We start from the raw sequence: 17,463 nt of genomic DNA, 5'->3' as shown, positions 1-17,463 counted from the left end.
TTCTTTAATAAAGAACTATTTAACTTTTAACTAACTTTATGTTAGTGTTTTGCGTTGGTTATGGGGGTTTGTGAATTTTTTGTTAATAAAATTGAAATAAATCAATTTTTACTTTTTTGCTTAATAAAAATCAATGAAATTAGATGCAGTAACTAAACTATAATCAAACATGAAAAAAAATATTTATGCTATTGTGTTTTTAGCGGTATCAGTAACAACTTTTGCCCAAGACTTACCACTAAATCCTGAACCAGGAAAGTGTTATGTAAGGTGTACTACCCCCGATGTATACGAAAATAAAGAAGAACAAGTAGAGGTAAAGGCTGCGTACAAAGTTTTAAAAGAAATACCAGCAGAGTACAAAACTGTTACAGAAGAAGTGTTGGTAAAAGAAGCATCTAAAAGGTACGAATTTGTTCCTGCTGTATGGGGAACTGAAACTGTTGAATATGTTTCTAAAGATGCTTCTAACATGTTAACTTTAACTCCTGCTAGTTTTAAAGACTCTACAGTAGTGGTAGAAGTAAAACCTGCTTATGCAAGATGGGAACTAAGTCCAGAAAAACCAGATTGTGAGTCTAGCAATCCAGACGATTGTAAATATTGGTGTTATAAAGGGTATCCTGCTCAATACACATCGGTTCCTACGGTAGAATTAAAGCAAGATGCTTTTGCAACTCCTAATCTTGTAGCAGAAAAAAAAGCAACTTACACAAAACAAGTAATTAAAGAGCCTGCACGTATGGAGGAAATTATAATACCTGCAGAATACAAAACCATAACCAAAACTGTTTTGGTAAAAGATGCGTATACTACAGAAGAAATAGTTCCTGCTGTGTTTGAAACAATAACCAAAGAAGTTTTGGTAAAAAAAGGAGGTTTAACTACCTGGAAAGAGGTTGAGTGTTCTTTGATAGAATATCAAGCTTTACCAATTAACTGGAACCTAGGAAGTGCTACCTTAACTGACGAAGCAAAAAAATTAATTGACGAAAGGTTGATGACTGTTTTGGAAAACAATCCTGGGGTGAAATTAGAAATAGCATCACATACAGACTCTAGAGGTTCTAAAACATCTAACCAAGATTTGTCTGAAAGAAGAGCTTTGGCAGTTGTAAATTATTTAAAAACAAAAGGGATTAACGAAAGCTTATTGGTGGCTAATGGTTACGGAGAAAATAAGTTAAAAAACCGTTGTTCTGATGGTGTTTCTTGTACCGAAAGAGAGCATGCAGTAAATAGAAGAACAGAGTTTAGATTGATTCAATAATTTATTTAATTATTAGAAAATCTAACAAGAAGGCATTATTTTTGAAACTCTTTTCTAAACCTTTAGAAAAGAGTTTTTTATAGTTAATCTTTAGTAGTATTATGAAACAGGTTGTATTTTTTTGTTGTTTATTGGTGGGACTTTCTGTTTTTTCTCAAGAAACAGAGTTAAAATGGTCTCAAGATTTTGAAAAAACATTAAAAAAATCAAAAAAGAATAAAAAACCCATTATAATGTATTTTAGTGGTAGTGACTGGTGTGCTCCTTGTAAAAAATTAGATGCAGACTTTTTTCACTCTACAGAGTTTTTAGAAAAATCAAGTCAACTAAATTTGGTTTTAGTAGATGTACCAAGACGAGTAGATATTATTTCTGAAAAACAAATGCAAATTAATAAAGAATTGCTAAAAGAATACAATCCATCTAAATCATTTCCGATGGTTGTTTTTATGAATTACAAAGGAAAAGTAGAAGAGAAAATAGCAGGATACTCTTACTTAAGAGACACAAGCAGGTATTTTAAATATGTAGAAGAATTGTTAAAATAATTTACTTTTTAAAGCCTACAAAAAATTGTTTTCTAAATGTTTTGGGTAGTAGCTCGTCTCCCTTGTAACCAATTTTTAGATTTTTGTTTGGCTTGGGTAGGTAATGTGTGTTAAAAATAAAATCCCATAGACTTAAGCTAATTCCAAAATTTACTCCAAATCTTTTTGCTTTAGGTAGCTTGTATGCATGATGATACAGATGCATTACAGGATTGTTAAAAATATATTTAAATAGGCCCCAAGTAATTCGAATATTGGCATGGTTTAAATGCCCCATAGTAATAGCTAAAAAATGAACCCAATAAGCTTGTTCAGGTTCAAATCCGCCAATTAGCATAACGGCCAAAGTTTTTAAGGGTTTGTACAGTATGTTTTCCATCCAATGATAGCGTAAATGTGCAGCAAACCCCATTTCTTTTACACTGTGATGTACTTGATGAAATCTCCATAAAAAATCAAATCGATGCAAGAGTAAGTGAGTAAACCATTGAAAAAAATCACTAAGCACAAAAAACACAACCAGCTGAACTCCTAAAGATTTGTCGTTCAGATTAAAGATAGCAAGGGAATTTATGCGAAAGCCTAAAAAATGTAATAAAGTGCTAAAAAGTTGATAAAATCCACTCATAAAAACGGTAAACAAAAAGAAATTGAAGAACATATAAAACATATCTAACCAAAAATCTTTTCGTATAATTTTTTGATTTTTCCTCCAAGGAAATAAAATTTCTAAAACCCATATAAGGAGTGAAATAAGAATCAATCCCCAAAAATAATTCTGATACCAAGCTGTCTGAAAAGTAATCATTTGAATAAGCCAAGATATACTGTTGCTAAAACTAGAAATAAATGATTCCATAAAGACGATTTTCTAAAAGGTTTGGGGGTAATGCAGTCGTTTACAGAGAAACAAAACTTACAGTTTGCTAAATTAAACATTGATTTTTTTATACTTGTAACAATTGTTACAGCTCAATTCAGCAAGCTTAACTATTTTTGCCTAAATATTTATAGTAAACAATTATGGAGTTTGTTTTGCAGCCCTGGCCTTGGTATGTTTCGGGTTTTTTAATAGCATTAGTTTTATTTTTATTGCTAATGATGGGAAATCGTTTTGGAATGTCTTCTAATCTAAGGACTTTGTGTACTATTTGTGGTGCAGGAAAAAAAACTTCTTTTTTTCAGTTTGATTGGAAAGCACAAAAATGGAATCTTTTGGTGGCTATAGGTGCTGTAATTGGCGGTTTTATAGCGGCTAATTTTCTAAGTATTCAAGACGGAGTAGAAATTAGTCAGGAAACTGTAGAAAGTCTAAAAGTGTATGGGATCACAAGCTCAGAGACTTCATACTTGCCAACAGAGATGTTTGTAGATGTAAGCCCCAAAAATATATTACTACTATCCGTAGGTGGTTTTTTGGTGGGGTTTGGAGCTAGATATGCAGGAGGATGTACTTCTGGTCATGCAATTTCTGGACTTAGCAATTTGCAACTACCATCATTAATAGCAGTCATTGGTTTTTTTATTGGAGGATTGATAATGATTCATGTTTTTTACCCTTTTATTTTTTAAGTCTATACCTATGAAAAATAGTTTGTATCTAAGTATCGGAATCCTTTTTGGAATTACCATGTATAAATCAGAAGCTGCTTCTTGGTTTCGAATTTATGAAATGTTTAACTTTCAATCTTTTCATATGTATGGAATTATAGGAGTTGCTGTTGTTTTAGGAATTTTGATAATACGAATCATAAAAAGGTTCAATATCAAAAGTTTTTACGGAGTTCCTATATGTATAGAAGATAAAGAAATGAGTGTAAAACGTTACCTCTTTGGAGGTGTTATTTTTGGGTTGGGCTGGGCTTTGGCAGGAGCTTGTCCTGGTCCCATGTTTACGTTGGTAGGTTCTGGTTTTTTTAGTCTATTAATCGTTATTGCCTTTGCTGTTTTAGGAACTTACTGTTACGGAGTAATTAAAGATAAATTACCACATTAAAAAAAAAAGATGATGGAAAAATAGCCATCATCTTTTTTTATTCTTTGTAACCAAAACGCTTTAACTGTCGGTCGTTAGATCTCCAGTTTTTATTGACTTTAACATACAGGTCTAAAAATATTTTTTTACCAAAAAAAGCTTCTAAATCTTTTCTGGCATCCATTCCCACTTTTTTAAGAGCAGCTCCTTTATGACCAATAATAATTCCTTTCTGAGTTTCTCTTTCGACCATAATTATAGCACGAATTCTTATAATTTCATCTTCCTCAAAAAACTCTTCAGTAAGAATTTCTACCGCATAAGGGATTTCTTTTTTATAGTTTAACAGAATTTTTTCTCTAATGGCTTCGTTTACAAAAAAACGTTCGGGCTTGTCTGTTAATTGATCTTTAGGATAAAAAGGTGGAGACTCTGGTAAAAGTTCTTTGATTTTATCAAAAACAGGTAGGATGTTAAATTTTTCCAAAGCAGAAATTAAGTACACATTGGCATTGGGAACTTTAGACTGCCAATACTGCATTTTTTCCTCAATTTGCTCTTGATTAGAAGTGTCTATTTTGTTGATGAGTAATAGAACAGGAGCCTTAGAACTTTTAATTTTCTCAAAAAAAGCTTCATCCTTTAGTTCTTTTTCACCTATTTCTACCATGTAAATTAAAACATCGGCATCTTCAAAAGCGGATTTAACAAAATCCATCATAGAGGCCTGCATTTCGTATGCGGGTTTTATGATTCCTGGTGTATCAGAAAAAAGTATTTGATGGTGTTCATCGTTTACAATCCCTAAAATACGATGTCTGGTGGTTTGTGCTTTGCTAGTTATAATAGAAAGCTTTTCACCTACAAAGGCATTCATCAATGTAGATTTTCCTACATTCGGATTTCCAATAATATTAACAAAACCTGCTTTGTGTTTCATATGCTGTAATTGATTTGCAAAGGTAATCAAACCTAAATAAAGATGGTATTGTAAGTTTTGTAAAGTTTTTTATACTAAAACATTTGTTAAATTTGTAATTAAGAAAAAAAGTATAAGATATGAGTCAATTTGATAATGAGAAAATTCAAGAATATTTAAAAAACGGAGCAGTTGTATTGGATGTAAGAACCCCAGAAGAGTACGATGCAGGGCATGTTGCTGGTTCTGAACATATTGTTTTGCAAACTTTGCCTGCCAAGGTAGATGTGGTAAAAGGGTATGAAAAGCCTGTTATTGCTGTTTGCAGAAGCGGGGCTAGAAGTCAGCAAGCTACAGATTTTTTAAAAGGACATGGGGTAGATATTATTAACGGAGGGCCTTGGGAAAACGTAGATCAGTACCTATAGAAGTTGTAAAAGCCTAAAAAAGTAAAAAACTCTTTGATGTAAAATCAAAGAGTTTTTTGTTGAGCTAATTTGCATTAATCTAACCAAGGCTTGTAATTTTTAGCTTCAGGTCCTTGTAATTTATTTCTATTATAATTAGAAGCTAAAATTAATTTTTCTGTCGCTTTTGCCTCTTTTTTCCAGGGCTTGTAGTTTTTTGCATCTTTACTTTTTAATGTAGATTTGTTTACAGACTGTACAGATACAGTAGCTTCTACATTGTGCTGCCATGGTTTGTAATTTTTGGCTGCAGGCCCTTGTAATTCACTTTTCTTTTGTGCTGTTGCCGTTCCTACAAAGGCAATGGCTAATATCCATATCAAATTCTTCATAATTGCTTGTAATTTAAGGGTTTACTTTTGTAAAGATACGGCCTAAATAAAGCTTTGTAAATATGAGAAAAATGGTATTTTTTACTACGTGTTTATACGGATGTTATTCAATAATGTTTAGCGAAGTTGCTGTGTTTAAAAGTTCTACAGTGTTTTTAACTTCGAGCTTTTTTAGCATGTTAGATCGGTGAGTTTCTACGGTTCGGGTACTAATGTATAGTTTTGTTGCAATTTCTTTGGTGGTCATCCCTTTAGAAATCATTTCTAAAATCTGAGTTTCCTTTTTAGTAAGTTTTTTGGCATTGTCTACTCTTGCCATGCTGTCAATCATTTTTTGAGACAGTTCGTGATTGTAGTATTTGTGACCGTCGTAAACTTGCTTAATTGCTTGTATTACTTCTTCTTCGTCGGTATTCTTTAATAAATATCCTTTAGCACCATATTGTGCACATCTGGCAATGTAATTTCCGTCATTGTGCATAGAAATAGCAATGGTTTTAATGTCTCGATATTCTTTTTTTAGTTTTTTTAGAGCTTCAAAACCATTCATATTAGGCATAGAAAGATCCAGTAGAATAATGTCTGGTTGTGGTTTGATATTTTTTAATTCTTGAAACAAAGCAATTCCATCTTCAACGTTTTTTAAAACATTTAGATGCTTGTATTTATTTAGCAATGCGGTAAGTCCGTCTCTAAATAACTGATGATCGTCTGCTACAATAATATTTATTTTATTCATGTAATAAGGGGATTTCTATTTCTACTGTAGAGTTTTGAGCTTCTGAATCAAAATAAATCAATCCATCAAAAATTTCTACACGTTCTTTTATATTGGTTAGTCCAGATCCTAGTTGTACAGTTTCTGGGTTGTAGCCTTTTCCGTCATCAAAATAAAAAATAGAAAGGTACTCGTCAAATTCTGTGATAGAAATTCTAATTTTTTCGGCTTGTGCATGTTTAACGGTATTGTTGATGAGTTCTTGACAAATTCTAAAAATAGAAATACCAATATTGGTAGTGATTTTAGAATGTTCTTCTTTTATGGAATTGTCAAACTCAATATCTATTTGGGTTGTGTTTCGGATAAGCTTTACAAAAGTTTTTAAGGTTTCTCCAACCCCAAAATCAATTAAAGAAGGAGGCATTAAGGCATAGGTCATACTTCTAACTTCTGAGATGGTGTGATCTATAATTTCTTTCATTTCACCTTTTTTAGTGGGCTCTATTTGCATGTTTTCTACAAAAAAACGAAGACTGGTTAACAAAGGACCAATTCCGTCGTGCAATTCTTGAGCCAATCTTTTACGTTCACTTTCTTGCCCTTCAATTAAAATTCTTTTTTTATTGATGTTAATTTGTCTTAGCTTGGTTTGGTACTCATTTAATTGATCTTTCATTTTTACCAAAGAAATTCCTAAAACATCAGATGATGAGTTGGGTTTGTAAGTGGTATCTAATTTCATTTCTCCAATCTCTTTAGAAAAATCAATGGCTCTAACCAAAGAATCTTTTAAGGTGTTTAGAGTATCTAAGGTATGATTGATTTCTTTAAAATACGATGATGTCTGAATTTCGATATTATAGTTCCCTTTGGTCATGTCTAAAATTTGTGAAGACATTTTTTTTAGAGGTTTGGTAATAAATTGTGTTAGATACAAACCAAGTACTAGTGCTATAATAAAAATACTTCCTGCAATAATTAACAAATTAGACTTCATTTCATTCAAAGGTAGCATTACTTCTTCTACGTCCATTTCTGATAAAATAATCCAGTTAATGTTAGAGAATTCAATGTTGTGATAAGCACTATATACCTCAATATTTCTATAATCTTTGTAAATACCTTTTTTAAATACACCTCTAAAAGCACGCTGTACACTTTGGCTTTTGGCCACAATAGCGTAAGGGTGCATGTCAGGAAAAAAGCGTGAAGCTGAACGTAATTTATAATCTTTGCCTACCAAATAGGTTTCTCCACTATTTCCCATTCCAGTTCTTTCAAGTAATACTTGTTGTATGTAGTTGCCTGGCAAAGTGTCTAGTTTAACAATGCTATCATTTTCTACAAGCACCATTCCTATCAACATTTTACCGTTTTTAGAAATGGGAGTAAAGTCATACATTCCAGATTCTTTTACTCTAAAAGGTAACTGCTCTATTTTATCAGAGGGAATATGAATTTTAGTTTTGGATGTGCTCTGTAAAAAATCATTCCACTGGTTTTCTAAATACTTTTCTATTTGTACCCTTTTTAAACGTTCTATAGAACTTAATTGTGACAATACTTTTTGATCTAACGTTTTGGCAAATTGACGATAAAACAAGATAGAAAGGGAAATGACAACAATAAATAGTAAAGAGTTGATAGTTAGAATAATCCAGTTTCTGATATTCATTTTACAAGAAAAATTTAATTCAACAAACGAATATAAAACAAAGTTTATAAACCTTAGAAGACATGGAAATGAATTTTAAAGAATTCAGCTCATAAAAAAAGCCAGTGATTTTTTATCACTGGCTTTGCAATTGCTAATGTTAACATCAGGTTATCTTCTATCTCCCAAAAAACGAAGTAAGAAAATAAACAGGTTGATGAAATCAAGATATAAAGACAAAGCACCAATTACGGCTCCTTTCTTTGCTTCTTCTTCGGAGTTCATCTGATTTGCCATTTGTTTGATTTTTTGTGTATCATAAGCGGTTAATCCTACAAAGACCAAAACTCCAATACTGTTTACAATCCAGTAAAAAGTAGAAGATTGTAGAAAAATATTTACCAGTGATGAAATAATCAAACCAATCAATGCCATAAATAAGATATTTCCCCAGCTACTTAAATCTTTCTTGGTGGTATATCCATACAAGCTCATAGCTCCAAAAGTACCTGCTGTTACAAAAAAGGTAGAAGCAATAGATCCTGTAGTATAGGCAATAAATAAAGTTGATAAGGTCAATCCGTTTAAAATGGCATAAATTACAAAAAGCAAACTAGCCCTTTCTGAAGTCATTTTTTGAATTCTTGCTGAAATCCAAAATACCAGACCAATTTCTGCCCCAATAAGACCATAAAACAACAATTTGTTAATTCCTCCTTCAGGAGGGAATAAGACGTTTAAAAAGGCGGGTGTGGTTGCTGCCCACCATGCTACAAACGCAGTTACTAACAAAGCACCGCTCATCCAAGCGTAAACTCTGTTCATAAACACCGCTTGTTTGGATGTTGTAGTTTCAATAGAAAATGGATTCATAATTAATTTTTTTAATTTGATTATAAAGATACACAAAGTATACCATTTTTTTAGAATGACAGATTGTCTTTACAATTGATTTTTAATTTTAATCAATTCTGTTTTAATAGCTTCTAGTCTACTAACAAGGGCTACTTGTTTGCTGGTTTTGTGCGGTTGTTCTCGTAGCTTTTTTCGGACTCCTTCTAACGAATATCCTTGTTCTTTGGCCAAATGGTAAACTAATTTTAGTTTTTCAATGTCCGCTTGGGTAAACATTCGATCCCCTTTGCTATTTTTTTTAGGTTTTATCATCTCAAACTCTTGCTCCCAATAACGAATCATAGAAGAAGGAACACCAAAAGCATTGGCAACTTCTCCTATTTTGTAGTATCTTTTTTTGGGCAGGTCTATGTGCATTTTAATCTAAAGATTGATTTTCTTGAGAAGATAATTTAAGCATGGTTTCGTACTCTTCAGGAGTTAAGTCGTTGTGGTAAAAATACACTGGGTTTAATTTGTGATTTCCTTTTTTTACCTCGTAGTGTAAATGCGGAGCTGTAGAAGATCCTGTAGTTCCCACAAATCCAATTAAATCTCCGCGTTTTACTTTTTGTCCTTTTCGTACGTTAAATTTACTCATGTGTGCATACGTAGTTTCGTATCCAAAACCGTGATCTATGACTATGTGATTTCCAAATCCTTTTCTAGATTTTTTTGCGGTTTTTACCACACCGTTTCCTGTAGCGTATATGTGGGTTCCTTGCGGAGCAGAAAAGTCCATTCCCCAATGCATTCTACGAGTTTTATAAATTGGATGAATACGCATTCCATACCCAGAAGCCATGCGTTTTAAATCTTTATTTGCCACAGGTTGTATAGCTGGTATAGAGGCTAGCATTTCGGCCTTGTTTTTGGCCAGTTTTACAATTTCATCTAAAGACTTGGATTGGACTACCAAACGTTTAGACAAAATATCCATTTTTTGAGTAGCTTCTTTAATCAACTCACTGTTTTTGTATCCGTCTAAGCTTTTGTAACGATTAACTCCACCAAAACCAGCATTTCGTTCTTCGTTAGAAATTGGCTTGGCTTCAAAAATAATACGGTAAATATTGTTGTCTCGTTGTTGAATTTCTTCTAAAATTGCATCGGCTTGAGCCATTTTATTTTCCAAAAGTTGGTAGTTAAATTTCAAGTTGTTCAGCTCCCTTAACGTTGCTCGTTCCGAAGGAGATTTTAACACAGCACTAAAAGCAACAAAACCAATCAATCCAATCAGTAAAATAGCCAAACTATACAACAATGTGTTTCTAAGTGTTTTCTTAGGATCTCTTTGTATGGGTTGGTAGGATAGTGTCTCGGAATCGTAATAAAATTTTGCTTTCGCCATGAAACTAATTTAACTATTTTTGTCACCAATCAAATCAAAAAGCAATTGATTGAATTATTTAACGTGCAATATTACAAAATGTTTTAAAAATAATTCATTAAGAATTGTTTAACCTACATTATAATATATGAAATCTCAAGATATTAGAAAAAAGTTTTTAGAGTTTTTTGAATCCAAACAACATAAAATTGTGCCTTCTGCTCCTATGGTGCTTAAGGATGATCCTAGTTTGATGTTTGTAAATGCAGGAATGGTGCCTTTTAAAGAGTACTTTTTAGGACAAAAAAAAGTAGTGAACTCTAGAGTAACAGATTCGCAAAAATGCTTGAGGGTTTCTGGAAAACACAACGATCTGGAAGAGGTAGGAATTGATACTTACCACCACACTTTGTTTGAAATGCTTGGGAACTGGTCTTTTGGTGATTATTTTAAAAAAGAAGCCATTGCTTGGGCTTGGGAATTATTGACCGAAGTTTATAAGATTGACAAGAATAGTCTTTATGTAACTATTTTTGAAGGAGATGAATCTGAAGGCTTGGAGAGAGATTTAGAAGCTTACGAAATGTGGAAAGAGCACATTGCCGAAGATCGAATTTTGTTAGGGAATAAAAAGGATAACTTTTGGGAAATGGGAGCACAAGGACCCTGTGGACCTTGTTCTGAAATTCATGTTGATATTCGTTCTGCAGAAGAAAAAGCTAAAGTAGATGGAAAGGAATTGGTAAACATGGATCATCCACAAGTAGTAGAAATTTGGAATCTAGTATTTATTCAATTCAACAGAAAAGCAGACGGTTCGTTAGAAAATTTACCCAACAAACATATTGATACTGGAATGGGGTTTGAACGTTTGTGTATGGCTCTACAGGGGGTAACCTCTAACTATGATACGGATGTGTTTACGCCATTAATACATGAACTGGAGTCTAAGACAGGTTTTACTTACGGTAAAAATGAAGAGATTGATATTGCCATTCGCGTAATTTCTGACCACGTACGTGCGGTTGCTTTTGCCATTGCCGATGGACAGTTGCCCTCTAGCACTGGTGCAGGATATGTAATTCGTAGAATTTTAAGACGTGCAATCCGTTATGGATTTACTTTCCTAAATAAAAAAGATCCGTTTATTTACCAGCTAGTGGATGTATTGGCACATCAAATGGGAGACTATTTTCCAGAAATTGTAGAGCAAAAGCAATTGGTAAGAAATGTAATGAAAGAAGAAGAAGCCTCTTTCTTACGTACCTTAGGTCAAGGTTTAGGTTTGTTAGATGAAGTAATAGCCAACACCACAGGAGAAGAAGTTTCTGGAGATAAAGCTTTTGAATTGTACGATACCTTTGGTTTTCCAATAGATTTAACAGCATTAATTTTAAGTGAAAAAGGTTATTCGTTAAACGAGGCTGAATTTGAAGCAGCTTTGGAAAAACAAAAAAATCGCTCTAGAGCAGCAGCCGAAATGGATATGGATGACTGGGTGATTTTAAAAGAAGATGCAGATGAAGAATTTATAGGGTATGATTATCTAAAATCACCAGTTAAAATTACAAGATACCGAAAAATAACATCAAAAAAAGATGGAGAATTGTATCAGTTGGTATTTAACATTACACCTTTTTACCCAGAAGGAGGAGGTCAGGTAGGAGACCGAGGATTTTTGGAAGCAAGTAACGGAAACGTAACACATATTATTGATACCAAAAAAGAGAACAATTTAATAATTCATATCGCCAAGCATTTGCCAGTAAACCCTACAGATACTTTTAAGGCAGTGGTCGATGTAAAAAACAGAGAGTCTTCTAATTGCAATCACTCTGCAACACACTTATTGCATCAAGCTTTAAGAGCCATTTTAGGAACTCATGTAGAGCAAAAAGGTTCTTTGGTAAACGCCAATTATTTGCGTTTTGATTTTTCTCATTTTTCTAAGTTAACTGCAGATGAACTTGAGGAGGTAGAAGAATTTGTAAACTCAAGAATTCGTGAAAAGCTAGAGCTACAAGAGTTTCGAAAAATTCCTATGCAAGAAGCAATTGATAAAGGAGCAATGGCTTTGTTTGGAGAAAAGTATGGAGACATGGTGCGCATGATTCAGTTTGGAAACTCTAAAGAATTGTGTGGAGGAACACACGTTGCCAATACCAATAATATATGGCATTTTAAAATTACGGGAGAGAGTGCTGTAGCTGCAGGAGTGCGTAGAGTAGAAGCCATTACAGGAATTGCTGCCAAAGAATACTTTATGAAACAAGATAAAGTTTTGGTAGATGTAAAGCAGTCTTTAAAAAACGCAAAAGATCCTGTAAAAGCTATTGCATCGTTACAAGATGAAAATACAAGTCTTAAAAAAGAAATTGAAGCTTTATTAAAAGAAAAAGCTCAACATGTAAAAGGGAATCTAAAGTCTAAAATTAAAGAGATCAATGGAGTCAACTTTTTAGCAACACAAATAGATATGAATCCTGCAGCCATTAAGGATATAGCGCACGAATTAGGAGGTGAGGTTGAAAATTTATTCTTCTTTGCAGGAGCAGAGAACGATGGAAAAGCAACCTTAACTACTTATATTGCAAAAAACTTAGTAGAAGAAAAAGGATACGATGCTGGTAAAATTGTTCGCGAACTTGGAAAGTTAATCCAAGGAGGTGGTGGAGGACAAAAGTTCTTTGCAACTGCAGGAGGTAAGAACCCAGCAGGATTGTCTGAAGCAATAGAGAAAGTACAAGAGTATTTGTAGTAGTTGTCGTTTGTTAGTTGATGGAGCAGTAGGGGTAATCATTTTCCAAAAACTATGAACCATAAACTAAGAACTAAACAATGGAACTACGAACTAAAATAAAATTCAAATCCCAACAGGAAAATCAAATAGACCATACGTCTAAGATTCTCTTGTTGGGATCTTGTTTTTCTGAGAATATTGGACAGCAATTGGATTATTTTAAATTCAATACACTCATTAATCCTTTTGGAGTTCTGTTTAGTCCAACAGCCATTGAAAAAGTACTTGCGGATACCATTTCAAAAAAGGAATATACAAAAGCAGAAATCGTTCAGCATGGAGAAGTCTTTCATTCGTTGCATCATCACTCAGATCTATCTGCTTTAAGTGTTGATAAGGTGATAACCAATATTCACCAAGCACAAGGGAGTTGTTTGAGTTTTCTAAAAGAAACTTCCCATGTGATTATCACCTTAGGGACAAGTTGGGTATATGAGTATTTAAAAAATAAGGAACTGGTAGCGAATTGTCATAAAATTCCACAAACAGAGTTTTCCAAACAAATACTCTCTGTTGATGAGGTTATAGCTTCGTTACAGAGGATTGTTTCTTTAATTCAAGAAGTAAATCCATTAACTCAAATTATTTTTACGGTAAGTCCGGTGAGACATACCAAGGATGGATTGGTAGAGAACTCTCTGAGCAAAGCACATCTACTTTCTTCCGTAGCCACGATAGTAAAAAAAGAAAAAGGTGTGTACTATTATGGGAGTTATGAGATAATGCTAGATGATTTAAGAGATTATCGATTTTACGAAGCCGATTTAATTCATCCGAATAAAGTAGCGATTGATTATATCTGGGAGCAATTTTCTCATGTTTGGATTTCTGAAAAAGCACAAGCATATTTTAAAAGAATAGCTTCGGTTCAACAAGGAAAATTGCACAAACCTTTTCATGCAGGATCGAAGTCACATCAAGAATTTTTAGAGAAATTAGCTGTGAAACAAAACGAACTAGAAAAAGAACTTCATGTCAAATTTTAATATGCATCCTTCATTTCGGTTAAATGGAGAACATTTCGAGTCTCAGTTAGAACTCATTTCTTTTTCAGAAGATGTTTCAGAAGATTTGTTTTGGTTTTTACAAGAGTGGTTTTCAGATTCAGAGACTTTAATTGTAAAAACTTCGGGATCTACTGGTACTCCTAAATTGATTGCTATTCAAAAGGAGTACATGCGAAATTCAGCCAAAGCGACAGGAGCCTTTTTTGAATTGGGTGCTGAGACCAAAGCATTGTGTTGTTTGTCTACCGAATACATTGCAGGAAAAATGATGGTGGTTAGAGCATTGGAATTAGGTTGGCACCTAGATGTTGTAGAGCCTATTAGTAATCCATTAGAAGACTCTTTTGAAACCTATGATTTCTGTGCTATGGTACCTATGCAGGTAAAAGCTAGTTTGTGGGATTTACAATTGGTAAAAAAGTTAATTATTGGTGGAGGCGTGGTGTCTGTAGGCCTACAAGAACAATTGCAACAAGTTTCTACAGAATGTTTTGCTACCTATGGAATGACAGAAACCGTTACACATATTGCTGTTAAAAAATTAAATCTTGTCAGTTCGAGTGCTATTGAGGATACGAAATATCGTATCGGGAAGTGGACAAGTAATTATAAATTACTACCAGACATTACGATCTCCCAAGACGAACGAGATTGTTTAGTAATCAATGCCCCTCTATTAAGTGATGAAAAAGTAATCACTAACGACATCGTAAAAATTCATTCAGAGACCGAGTTTGAATGGTTAGGAAGATTTGACAATGTCATCAATTCAGGAGGAGTAAAATTACATCCTGAACAAATAGAAAGGGAACTTTCCAAAATCATTTCTCAACGATTTTTTGTAGCTGGAAAATCAGATGAGACTTTGGGAGAGAAATTGATATTAGTCATTGAAGGGGAGGAGATCTCATTAAACTTTTCATCTTTGGAATTGTCCAAGTACGAAGTACCAAAAGAAGTTTTTTTTGTAAAGCAGTTTGTTTTAACTGAAACACAAAAAATACAAAGACAAAAAACAATCAACTTAATCAACTAAAAATAGCATAGCGATAATCATATTTTTTTGTAGCTATCAATTACACGATCAAAAGATGAAACTATTTTTTCAATTACTAGTATTACTAAGCTTTTCTGTAGGGTTTGGGCAAAAAACAACGGTGTCAGGAGTTGTGAAAACAGACAAAAATGAATCTTTGTCTTATATATCAATTACTTTAAAAACCAAAGATGCAAATCAACAAAAACAAGGGTTTACAGACGAAGAAGGAGCTTTTTTATTTAGAGATGTAGCTGCAGGAACCTATGAATTGATTGTATCACCTTTAGGTTATAAAAAAACAATTCAAGAAGTTTTTGTAGGAGGAATTAGTCCGTACATAAATTTTGGAACGATAGTTTTAGAAGAAGATATTGCCCAGCTAGATGCAGTAAACATCAAAGCTAATAAATCGGAGTTGAGTAAAGGTTTGGAAAAGAAGACTTACGATACAGATCATATTATTTCGCAAGGAGGTGGAACCATTTTAGATGCTTTAAAAGGAATGCCAGGTATTGCTGTAGATCAGGAAGGAAAAGTATTGCTAAGAGGAAGTGATAAGGTGCTAATTTTAATTGATGGTCAACAATCTAGTTTAACAGGTTTTGGAAATCAGAAAGGATTGGATAACATTCCTGCTAGTAACATCCAAAAAATAGAGATTATCAATAACCCATCTGCTAAGTATGATGCCAGTGGAATGGCAGGAGCAATCAATATCATCTACAAAAAAGAAAAGAAAGAAGGCTTGAATGGTACTGCAGGTTTTACCTATGGATTAGGAGTACTATCCAAAAGAAAAGAGGATTTACCAACACAATTAGGGAGCTACGATTTTACTCCTAAATACATTCCTAGTTTAGACTTAAACTATCAAAAAAACAAGGTGAATTTCTTTTTACAATCAGAAGTGTTGTTTTTGGAAAAGTTACCCAATAATGAGTTTACAACTCGTAATTATGACGATGGGAGAAATACCATTTCTCAAGTACCTGAAAACAGAGAGCAAATTCACTACATTTTTAAAGGAGGAGTAGATTTTGAATTAGACAAACAGAATAAAATCAAAATCTCATCAGTATACGATTGGGAAAAACACACAGATACAGCACAGGTACCTTATATCAATTTGGATACCAATCAAAGATATCGTTATACCAATTGGAACGAAGAAGAGATTACAGGTTATTTTAATATTGCTGCGGATTATGAACATCAATATACAGAACCAGGTCATCATTTAAAAGCAAGATTGCAATACGTGAAAGGATGGGAAGATGAGACTTATTACATAAATGACAGTTCTGCCATTGCACAAAGTAGGGATATTACTAATATTTTGGCAACTGAGCATATTTATGTGGGGAGTGTAGATTATTCTAAACCGTTTAGTAGTGGTTTGTTAGAAACAGGAGCTAAAGTTCAATATAGAGATTTACCCGTAGATTATACAGCAACGGATGATCAACCGAATTCAATAATTTATCCAAATATGGGGAATGAGTCCAATTGGGAAGAAACCATTTATGCTGCTTATGCGAATTTAATTTACGAAAAACCAAATTTTGATATTGAAGGTGGAATAAGAGCAGAGCAGACCTATGTAACTTATAAAGTTGATGAGGATAATATTTATTTTGATGTAAAAGAAGATGCTTATGAGTATTTTGAGTTGTTTCCAAACATCAGATTCAGTTATAAACTGACCAACAAACAAAAAATTTCATTATTCTACAACAGACGAATTGATAGACCTGGAGAACCGCAGTTAAGAATGTTTGCTAAGTCTGACGATCATGAATTGTTAAAGGTTGGAAACCCTTATTTAAGACCTCAGTTTGTGAATGCGGGAGAAATTGCATACAAAGCGAGATGGAGCAAAAGCTCCTTGTTTTTAGCGGCTTATTACAAACATATCGATAATCCATATACACGTATTTATGTGGATGCCATGAATGCTCGATTCAATTCTAATGTAATTGTAAAAAGTTATGCCAATACTGGTAGTGGAATCAATGCAGGTTTAGAAGTAATTTACGATTGGCAAGTTGTAGACAATTGGAAAGTTTCCGTAAACTTTAATGGATATCAGAATACAATTGATGGATTTACAGGGGAGGTACTATTTCCAATAGTTCAGAATTTTACTGTAGAAAATAGAGAAGAGTTTACTTGGAATACAAAGGTGAATTCTACATTAGAGTTAAAAAACAACTGGAATGTACAATTAAGTTACTTGTATATGGCTCCAAAGAACATTGCACAAGGAAGGCAGTTTAGTAGGAGTTCTTTAGACTTAGGAGTTCAGAAAAAGTTTTGGGAAGGTAAGGCAGAATACTTTTTCGCGTTTACTGATATTCTAAATCAATATGGAATTAAACAGCAAGTGAACGGAAGTAATTTTACAGCTCTTTACGAGAATTATTATGAAACTCAGGTTTTAAGAACAGGGGTGAAGCTGCACTTTTAAAGACTATCTAATAACTATATACAAAATGGCCTTTAGTAGA

17 protein-coding genes are annotated in these 17,463 nt (G+C 33.3%); 9 read left to right on the top strand and 8 right to left on the bottom strand.

The features are described 5' to 3' along the window. Positions 1–169 precede the first annotated feature (169 nt). Together FS85_RS0105650 and FS85_RS0105645 are read left to right on the top strand one after the other, a co-directional pair. Entirely contained in the window at positions 170–1,270 is a 1,101-nt protein-coding gene (locus FS85_RS0105650) for an OmpA family protein (RefSeq protein WP_010135129.1), read from the top strand. Positions 1,271–1,371: 101 nt separating this feature from the next. Continuing rightward, positions 1,372–1,818 (top strand): thioredoxin family protein, encoded by a 447-nt coding sequence (locus FS85_RS0105645; protein ID WP_010135128.1) that lies wholly within the window; start codon positions 1,372–1,374, stop codon positions 1,816–1,818. A 1-nt stretch (position 1,819) separates the two neighbouring features. Here FS85_RS0105645 and FS85_RS0105640 read toward each other — a convergent pair whose 3' ends face one another. Then, positions 1,820–2,677, bottom strand: a complete 858-nt coding sequence (locus tag FS85_RS0105640; protein WP_010135127.1) for a sterol desaturase family protein — start codon at positions 2,675–2,677, stop codon at positions 1,820–1,822. A 164-nt stretch (positions 2,678–2,841) separates the two neighbouring features. Between FS85_RS0105640 and FS85_RS0105635 the strand changes: the two genes are divergently transcribed. Together FS85_RS0105635 and FS85_RS0105630 are read left to right on the top strand one after the other, a co-directional pair. Continuing rightward, a complete protein-coding gene (locus FS85_RS0105635; protein WP_010135126.1) occupies positions 2,842–3,390 on the top strand; it encodes a YeeE/YedE family protein in 549 nt (182 codons plus the stop codon). 10 nt (positions 3,391–3,400) lie between these two features. Continuing rightward, positions 3,401–3,814, top strand: coding sequence for a DUF6691 family protein (locus FS85_RS0105630; protein ID WP_010135125.1), 414 nt, complete (start codon positions 3,401–3,403; stop codon positions 3,812–3,814). Positions 3,815–3,851: 37 nt separating this feature from the next. Here FS85_RS0105630 and era read toward each other — a convergent pair whose 3' ends face one another. Further along, the gene (era, locus tag FS85_RS0105625; RefSeq protein ID WP_010135123.1) at positions 3,852–4,733 is read right to left on the bottom strand and encodes a GTPase Era; all 882 of its coding nucleotides are present in this window, start codon (positions 4,731–4,733) and stop codon (positions 3,852–3,854) included. Between the two features lie 119 nt (positions 4,734–4,852). Between era and FS85_RS0105620 the strand changes: the two genes are divergently transcribed. After that, a complete protein-coding gene (locus FS85_RS0105620) occupies positions 4,853–5,140 on the top strand; it encodes a rhodanese-like domain-containing protein (RefSeq protein WP_010135122.1) in 288 nt (95 codons plus the stop codon). A 74-nt stretch (positions 5,141–5,214) separates the two neighbouring features. On the opposite strand, the gene FS85_RS0105615 is transcribed toward FS85_RS0105620, so the two are convergent. The 6 genes from FS85_RS0105615 to FS85_RS0105590 form a co-directional block, all read right to left on the bottom strand. Continuing rightward, positions 5,215–5,511 carry a hypothetical protein gene (locus tag FS85_RS0105615; protein WP_010135121.1) on the bottom strand — a complete coding sequence of 99 codons (297 nt, stop codon included), beginning with the start codon at positions 5,509–5,511 and terminating at the stop codon, positions 5,215–5,217. Between the two features lie 103 nt (positions 5,512–5,614). Continuing rightward, positions 5,615–6,250, bottom strand: a complete 636-nt coding sequence (locus tag FS85_RS0105610) for a response regulator (protein WP_010135120.1) — start codon at positions 6,248–6,250, stop codon at positions 5,615–5,617. Continuing rightward, positions 6,243–7,907 carry a sensor histidine kinase gene (locus FS85_RS0105605; protein ID WP_010135119.1) on the bottom strand — a complete coding sequence of 555 codons (1,665 nt, stop codon included), beginning with the start codon at positions 7,905–7,907 and terminating at the stop codon, positions 6,243–6,245. Before FS85_RS0105605 ends, FS85_RS0105610 begins: the two co-directional genes overlap by 8 nt. A gap of 150 nt (positions 7,908–8,057) precedes the next feature. Continuing rightward, positions 8,058–8,759: a Bax inhibitor-1/YccA family protein gene (locus FS85_RS0105600; RefSeq protein ID WP_010135118.1), complete on the bottom strand. Its 702-nt coding sequence runs from the start codon at positions 8,757–8,759 to the stop codon at positions 8,058–8,060. Positions 8,760–8,828: 69 nt separating this feature from the next. Then, positions 8,829–9,158 (bottom strand): MerR family transcriptional regulator, encoded by a 330-nt coding sequence (locus tag FS85_RS0105595; protein WP_010135117.1) that lies wholly within the window; start codon positions 9,156–9,158, stop codon positions 8,829–8,831. A gap of 1 nt (position 9,159) precedes the next feature. Next, positions 9,160–10,131, bottom strand: coding sequence for a M23 family metallopeptidase (locus FS85_RS0105590; protein WP_010135116.1), 972 nt, complete (start codon positions 10,129–10,131; stop codon positions 9,160–9,162). Positions 10,132–10,258: 127 nt separating this feature from the next. Here FS85_RS0105590 and alaS point away from each other — a divergent pair, with 127 nt between their 5' ends. From alaS to FS85_RS0105570, 4 genes are all read left to right on the top strand, one after another. Next, the gene (gene alaS, locus FS85_RS0105585) at positions 10,259–12,868 is read left to right on the top strand and encodes an alanine--tRNA ligase (RefSeq protein ID WP_010135115.1); all 2,610 of its coding nucleotides are present in this window, start codon (positions 10,259–10,261) and stop codon (positions 12,866–12,868) included. Between the two features lie 80 nt (positions 12,869–12,948). Further along, the gene (locus FS85_RS0105580; protein ID WP_010135114.1) at positions 12,949–13,896 is read left to right on the top strand and encodes a GSCFA domain-containing protein; all 948 of its coding nucleotides are present in this window, start codon (positions 12,949–12,951) and stop codon (positions 13,894–13,896) included. Beyond that, the gene (locus FS85_RS0105575) at positions 13,883–14,953 is read left to right on the top strand and encodes an AMP-binding protein (protein WP_010135113.1); all 1,071 of its coding nucleotides are present in this window, start codon (positions 13,883–13,885) and stop codon (positions 14,951–14,953) included. The genes FS85_RS0105580 and FS85_RS0105575 overlap by 14 nt, the downstream gene beginning before the upstream one ends. 55 nt (positions 14,954–15,008) lie before the next feature. Further along, positions 15,009–17,423, top strand: a complete 2,415-nt coding sequence (locus FS85_RS0105570) for a TonB-dependent receptor domain-containing protein (RefSeq protein ID WP_010135112.1) — start codon at positions 15,009–15,011, stop codon at positions 17,421–17,423. Positions 17,424–17,463: the final 40 nt, after the last annotated feature.

This window comes from Ochrovirga pacifica (assembly GCF_000220525.1).
Lineage (GTDB): Bacteria > Bacteroidota > Bacteroidia > Flavobacteriales > Flavobacteriaceae > Ochrovirga > Ochrovirga pacifica.
This window is presented reverse-complemented; position numbering and strand designations above follow the sequence as displayed.